Source organism: uncultured Nostoc sp. (genome assembly GCF_937863485.1).
Lineage (GTDB): Bacteria > Cyanobacteriota > Cyanobacteriia > Cyanobacteriales > Nostocaceae > Nostoc.
In genome coordinates, this window is record NZ_CALMFY010000124.1 from 1 (window position 1) to 6,877 (window position 6,877).

The window sequence follows — 6,877 nt, forward strand, 5'->3', positions numbered from 1 at the left end:
TACCTTAATGGATTATTGTCGGTTTGAGGTACTTCAAAAACTGAGATGCTCCCGATTCTAAGTGGTATAAAGAAAAGACCAGGAATGTATTTAGGAAGTAGTTCAATTACTAGACTAGATATGCTTTTACGAGGATATAGTCTGGCTCGAAGAGAAGTTGGCGTACCTCCAACAAAGCCAGAAAGGGAATTTGAGGGGTTTCAATCATGGATTGAAGAAAAATATGGAATTAACTCAGGTCAGTCATGGTCTAAAATAATTCTTTTCTATTCTGTTGACGAGTATGAGGCACTACAGAAATTTTTTGAATTGTTTGAAGAATACTTGAATAAGAACAAGAGTTCATAAGTTTAAAAAATAGTGGTTAAACAGAGAATATTAAGGTGCGTTAGCCTACGGCATAACACACCCTACTCACTTTCTCATGGTCTTTCACCAATTCCCAATGACCTAATTCAAAAAGGCGGTAATTCTTTAAGAATTGTGAATCGAATATGATTAATCGCCAAATCGCCAATAGGGATATCTTCTTTGGTTAGCCGCGCACCTTGGCTTGTCACAGTTTCAAAGGTGATACCTTTACCAATTTCAATGTGATACCAGCATAAGCCCATAAAAAAGCGCGTCGGATAAGGTCCACCTTCAGCCACATCGTCAGGATTTGATTCCATTGGCAACCAGCCAAAATTCGGGACGTAGAACTCCAGCCAAACATGATTAAAGTCGGGTTGTAGCGGCACTCCTAGTAAGTCACTATGCGGAGGACATTTGTACCTACCTACAGTCCGACAAGGGATGCCATTTAAACGGGATAGGGCAAGTAAGACGCCAACATATTCGCCACAGGAACCAACGCCCCGTTCTAAAACTGTATCTGGCGGGTCAATGTAAGGTTTAATACCGTAAGATAATTCATCATAGACGTAGTTGCGGATGCTGTGCATTTTCCGCAGCACATTGGTTTCAGAACCAATCGCTTCTCTGGCGGCACGGCGAACAATGGTAGTATCCATTGCTAAATCGTCGTCATCCACTAGGTAGCGTGTTTGTAATTCTGGGGACACTTTTGGTATATCTTCCACATCTCTGGGTGTGATGCGATACTTAATCCCTCGAACTTCCAAAAGGGCTTTCCAGCCAAATATATGCCGTTCTCCTGGGGCAAGAGAATCAAATTTAAAGACTGCTACACGTTGCCCCTCTACGACTTCTTCGGTAAAGGGTATACCAATGGGTTCAACGTGTTTCACCTTTTGACGCTCAGTTTCCGAGGGTAGGGCGATGCGCCATTCCACCTCAGGTAAATAAACCTCATCTAAGGGTGCAATTTCCTCAGCATAAGACATTTCAATGAGATAGCCATTAGAGAGGGCGTAACGCTTATCTGGTTGGTAATGATAATACAGGGGGTGAATAAAAGTGCGATCGCGGAACGTTAGCTCATGACTCGGATCAGCGTTTGGGTTGTCCCGGATATAAGGCTCCTCTGAGGCGTAAGCGACGTAAATACTTTCTTTGCCTGTTTCGCCATTTTTATGGATTGCTATGCCTGTGGGAGATTCAAAGGGTGTCAGGACACTAAATTGAAGTTCTCCCGTTGCCCTGTCCATCGCGTAAACTGATTGTTCGGTGCGATCGCAAATCCACAGCATTTCTTGACTCACTGCCAAATTCTCTATCCCAACTCCAGGGGCATAAAATCTGGTAATTTCTTTTCGCGTTTGGCGGTCAAAAATCAGAATGTAGCCTAGTCTTTGGCAGCTGACATAAACTGTTGTTTCCCAAACAGCAACGCCATCAGCCTCATAAGGCAATGTCACAAAATGTTCTAGATCGAAAGCATTGAGCTTGCACAAGTAAACACTATTTTCTCGGCTCACCCACAGGGTATCTTCCCACGCCGCCAGACCAGTGACATCGGTAAATTCTTTAACTTGATGGGGATTGAGAATTTTGCTGTTGTCAGAGGTGGGATCAATCTCCAGTAGATGCCCTTTAATACTATCAATGGCAATCAGTCTGTCTTTAATGAAAGTAATGCCACACAGGGCTGCAGCAGTAAGCGGTCGAATTGTTTTTTGCCCAAACATCTGGCTTGCGGTCACAGTGGGGGGTGTGAAACTAATATTAAGCATATTTATTGAATGATTTAGCACGCCGAAGCAATTCAAAATTAAAAATTCGGCTGGAAAAGTTTGCTAGCTGAGGAAACCCTACTTGCACACCAGTTCGCTTGAGCGGGGGTAAATACGCAAGCGATTGGCTCAACTTTGGGCAAAATTCAAAATGTTCGCGTAGCGGATCGTAGAGAAGAAATCTAATCGTGCCATGCATTTTGGCTATTGAGCAGATGTGAATTAAAAATGGCAGCCTCAAATTAATTGTGACATATGCTATGTAACAAAGCTTCCAAGCTCTATTACTCATAATTATCGGTACAAACTTTTCCGAAAAACTCTTTCGTGAGAAATAATACTATCTGAAAAAAAAGAAATTTACAAATTTTAAGAATTACAGATCCACTCATGCAACTGGGCGATCGCCTTAATGTAACTTTAGGAAATGGAATTCCTGCCATCACTAAATTATGATCGAATTTTGTAACCATTTCCTGTGACCCACACGATGTCTGCTAATTCTCTGCCTGAAGGTGCCGCCGTTTGGCATAGTTTAGAAGTTAATAAAGCGCTAGACCTGCTCGATAGTAAGGCGGACAGTGGCTTAAGATCCCAAGATATTCAACAGAGGTTGCAACAATACGGCCCCAACGAATTAGAAGAAACTGCTGGCCGTAGTGCTTGGGAAATTCTGCTGGATCAGTTCAAAAACATTATGTTGTTGATGCTGATTGGCGTAGCTCTGATTTCTGGGTTTTTAGACCTGATGCGTTTGCAGTCGGGCAATTTGAAGCCTGGTGAAGTGCCATTTAAAGATACGATCGCTATCTTAGCAATTGTCATCCTCAATGGCATACTCGGCTACGTTCAAGAAAGCCGTGCCGAAAAAGCCCTGGCAGCCCTGAAAAAAATGACCTCTCCCTTAGTGCGGGTCATCCGCGACGCTAGACTGGTGGAGATAGCAGCTAAGGAACTAGTGCCAGGGGATGTAATGCAGCTGGAAGCTGGGATGCAGATAGCCGCAGATGGACGCTTGATTGAAGAGTCTAATTTACAAGTGCGTGAGTCGGCATTGACTGGTGAAGCCGAAGCGGTGAATAAACAAGCATCACTAAAATTGCCGGAGGAAACATCATTAGGCGATCGCCTGAATGTCGTGTTTCAAGGAACTGAAGTAGTCCAAGGACGAGCCAAGGTTCTGGTGACTAACACCGGAATGACTACAGAACTAGGCAAAATTGCCACCATGTTGCAGTCGGTGGAAAGTGAGCCGACACCTTTACAGCAGCGGATGACTCAACTGGGCAATGTCTTGGTTACGGGTTCTTTGATTCTCGTGGCGATCGTCGTCGCTGGCGGTGTGATCCAGGACAGAGGTTTTAAAAACATCCAAGAACTTTTGGAAGTTTCCTTGAGTATGGCTGTTGCTGTAGTGCCAGAAGGTTTACCTGCGGTAATTACTGTTACCCTGGCACTGGGAACTCAGCGAATGGTGCGCCAGAATGCCTTGATTCGCAAATTGCCAGCTGTGGAAACATTGGGTTCTGTAACTACCATCTGTTCTGATAAAACCGGTACCTTGACTCAAAATAAAATGGTGGTGCAATCGGTTTCCACTAACAACAAAACTTTTCGCGTTACCGGAGAAGGTTATGCTCCAACAGGGGATTTTCAGTTAGATGGTCAAAAAATTTCCCCAGAGGAGTCGCCAGAAATCTTAGCGTTATCAGTCGCCTGTGCCGTTTGTAATGATTCTGTGTTGCAAAAAGAACAAGGGGAATGGGCGATTTTGGGAGATCCGACAGAGGGGGCATTATTAACACTGGCGGGAAAAGCGGGAATCGAAAAAGACCAGTGGAACAGTAAATTAACTCGCGTTGCGGAGTTTCCCTTTTCCTCGGAACGCAAGCGGATGAGCGTGATTTCTCAGGTGCAGGAAGTCGCGACAGGTGAAGCGTCTTCGAGAGGTGTTGACCCAGCAATCGCTAGTTTTCTCCAATCTGAACCTTACTTAATGTTTACCAAAGGTTCTCCAGAGTTAACCTTGGGACGTTCCACTCAGATTCATTTGGGCAATCATACAGCCCCCTTGACCGAAAAACAACGCCAGAAAATTTTGGTAGAAAATGACCAAATGGCGAGTAAAGGTTTGCGGGTGCTAGGTTTTGCCTACAAACCCCTGGCACAGATCCCACCGGAAGGTTCAGATGAAGTATTTGAGCAAGACTTGGTGTGGCTGGGATTAGTGGGAATGCTAGATGCGCCACGCCCAGAGGTGAGGTTAGCAGTACAAGAGTGTCGGGACGCAGGCATTCGCCCAGTGATGATTACTGGTGACCACCAGTTAACAGCACGAGCGATCGCTACCGATTTGGGAATTGCCCAAGAAGGTGATCGCCTCCTCACAGGTCAAGAGTTGCAGCGAATGACTGACCAGGAATTAGAGCAAAATGTAGACCTGGTGAGCATCTATGCTAGGGTTTCCCCAGAACACAAACTGCGAATTGTCCAAGCATTGCAACGCCGAGGCAGATTTGTAGCAATGACAGGTGATGGCGTCAACGATGCCCCAGCCCTCAAACAAGCTGACATTGGCATTGCGATGGGCATTACTGGCACGGATGTAAGTAAGGAAGCCAGCGATATGGTGTTACTTGATGACAACTTCGCCACCATTGTCAGTGCCACCAAGGAGGGTAGAGTTGTTTACACCAATATTCGCCGCTTTATTAAATACATCCTGGGCAGTAACATTGGCGAAGTTCTCACAATTGCATCTGCACCCCTAATTGGTTTGGGAGGCGTTCCCCTTACCCCCTTACAAATTCTGTGGATGAACTTGGTAACAGATGGTTTACCAGCTTTGGCATTAGCTGTGGAACCTCCAGAACCAGATGTGATGAAACGTCCACCTTTTAGTCCGCGCGAAAGTATTTTCGCTAGGGGATTGGGTTCTTACATAATTCGCATTGGTATAATATTTGCCATTATCACCATTGCCTTGATGTGGTGGGCTTATCAACATACCCATGCCGCTGGGTATCAGGGCGATCGCGATGCTTGGAAGACAATGGTATTCACTACCTTGTGTATCGCCCAAATGGGTCATGCGATCGCTATTCGTTCCAACAACCGACTGACCATCGAGATGAATCCCTTTTCTAATATATTTGTACTAGCGGCTGTTGTTGTAACCACGATTTTGCAACTGATGCTAGTTTACGTCCCGCCCCTGCGAGATTTCTTTGGTACTCACTACCTGAATATGCAGGAATTGGGGGTTTGTATTGGCTTCAGCGCCTTAATGTTTGTGTGGATTGAAGCGGAGAAGATATTTTTGCGGATTATGGGCAAGAAGGCTGTCTGAAAAGGAGATTTTAGATTTTAGATTTATCTTTAATCCAAAATCTAAAATCCAAAATCCAAAATCGCACTTATGTACCTCAAAACTCTAAACCTCCGACAATTTCGTAATTACCAAGACCAAAAGGTTGAGTTTAATGCTGCCAAAACAATTTTGGTAGGTAATAACGCTCAGGGAAAGTCGAATTTGTTGGAGGCGGTGGAGTTGCTGGCGACATTGCGATCGCACCGAATGACCCGCGATCGCGATTTAGTTCAAGAAGGGGAAGCTATAGCTCAAATTAATGCTACTCTTGAGCGACAAACAGGCGTGAGTGACCTTACCTTAACCTTGCGCCGCAACGGTCGCCGTAGCGTTGCTCTCAATGGTGAATCTATCCGCCGTCAAATGGATTTTCTCGGCGTTCTGAATGCAGTCCAATTTTCCAGCCTGGATTTAGAACTAGTACGCGGCGGCCCAGAAGGTCGCCGCAACTGGTTAGATACACTCTTAATTCAACTCGAACCAGTTTATGCTCACATTTTGCAGCAGTATAATCATGTGTTACGCCAGCGCAATGCTTTTTTAAAAAAAACTCAAGACTCAGCACCCAGCAATCAGGATTCAGAACTGGCGGTATGGGATGCACAGTTAGCTACCACAGGGACACGGGTAATTAGACGACGCGATCGCGCTATACAAAGATTAGCTCCGATTGCTAGTGCTTGGCACGCCAGTATCAGCGGCAGTACAGAAGTTTTACAAATCAAGTATGTGCCTAATATTCCTTTAGAGGATAACCAGCCAGAAGAAGTCCAGCAAGCTTTTTTAGCAAAAATTCAGCAGCGAGCGATCGCTGAAATGCACCAAGGCACTACTCTTGTCGGCCCCCATCGAGACGAAGTAGAGTTAACTATTAACCAGACACCCGCTCGGCAATACGGTTCTCAAGGTCAACAACGAACGCTGGTTCTAGCCTTAAAATTAGCAGAATTACAATTAATTGAAGAAGTTGTCAAAGAGCCACCGCTGCTATTACTTGATGATGTTCTTGCCGAGCTCGATCTGTCCCGCCAAAATCAATTGCTTGATGCTATTCAAGACCGCTTTCAGACGCTGATTACTACCACTCATTTGGGTTCTTTTGATTCCCAGTGGTTAAAGTCTTCCCAAATTCTTTTTGTGAAAGCAGGAGAAATAATCCCACTGGTCTAATAATTCTGGTTGAAAACCTGCTATGCAAATTCATATTTTTACTCAGCAACGTCAAATTATTTAATATTCTAAAATCTGATAACTACAGATAGAAGACTTATAGTTGCACTTTAGCTTAATGCAAAGAATCCCTACTTAAACCTCATTTATGTTGAGAACCGTAGTTTTTGCCCTCACCCTAAATCCCTCTCCCAAGTAGGGG

Annotated in this window: 4 protein-coding genes; 3 read left to right on the forward strand and 1 reads right to left on the reverse strand. The window is 44.7% G+C overall.

Features of this window, described 5'->3' with window-relative positions; translation table 11 throughout:
• Positions 1-45: 45 nt before the first annotated feature.
• On the forward strand, positions 46-348 hold the full coding sequence (locus tag Q0541_RS16760) for a hypothetical protein (RefSeq protein WP_298912162.1): 303 nt from the start codon (positions 46-48) through the stop codon (positions 346-348).
• A gap of 107 nt (positions 349-455) precedes the next feature.
• Here Q0541_RS16760 and Q0541_RS16765 read toward each other — a convergent pair whose 3' ends face one another.
• Complete coding sequence (locus Q0541_RS16765; protein WP_298912165.1) at positions 456-2,135, reverse strand: transglutaminase family protein; 1,680 nt, start codon at positions 2,133-2,135, stop codon at positions 456-458.
• Positions 2,136-2,625: 490 nt separating this feature from the next.
• Here Q0541_RS16765 and Q0541_RS16770 point away from each other — a divergent pair, with 490 nt between their 5' ends.
• Positions 2,626-5,484: a cation-translocating P-type ATPase gene (locus Q0541_RS16770; RefSeq protein WP_298912168.1), complete on the forward strand. Its 2,859-nt coding sequence runs from the start codon at positions 2,626-2,628 to the stop codon at positions 5,482-5,484.
• Between the two features lie 69 nt (positions 5,485-5,553).
• Complete coding sequence (gene recF / locus Q0541_RS16775) at positions 5,554-6,675, forward strand: DNA replication/repair protein RecF (protein WP_298912171.1); 1,122 nt, start codon at positions 5,554-5,556, stop codon at positions 6,673-6,675.
• The last annotated feature ends 202 nt before the right edge of the window (positions 6,676-6,877 follow it).

Bases quoted from the DNA above. Each gene is read 5' to 3' on its own strand.
- Q0541_RS16760 (WP_298912162.1), top strand. From the start codon at position 46: ATGCTCCCGATTCTAAGTGGTATAAAGAAAAGACCAGGAATGTATTTA.
- Q0541_RS16765 (WP_298912165.1), bottom strand. From the start codon at position 2,135: ATGCTTAATATTAGTTTCACACCCCCCACTGTGACCGCAAGCCAGATG.
- Q0541_RS16770 (WP_298912168.1), top strand. From the start codon at position 2,626: ATGTCTGCTAATTCTCTGCCTGAAGGTGCCGCCGTTTGGCATAGTTTA.
- recF (WP_298912171.1), top strand. From the start codon at position 5,554: ATGTACCTCAAAACTCTAAACCTCCGACAATTTCGTAATTACCAAGAC.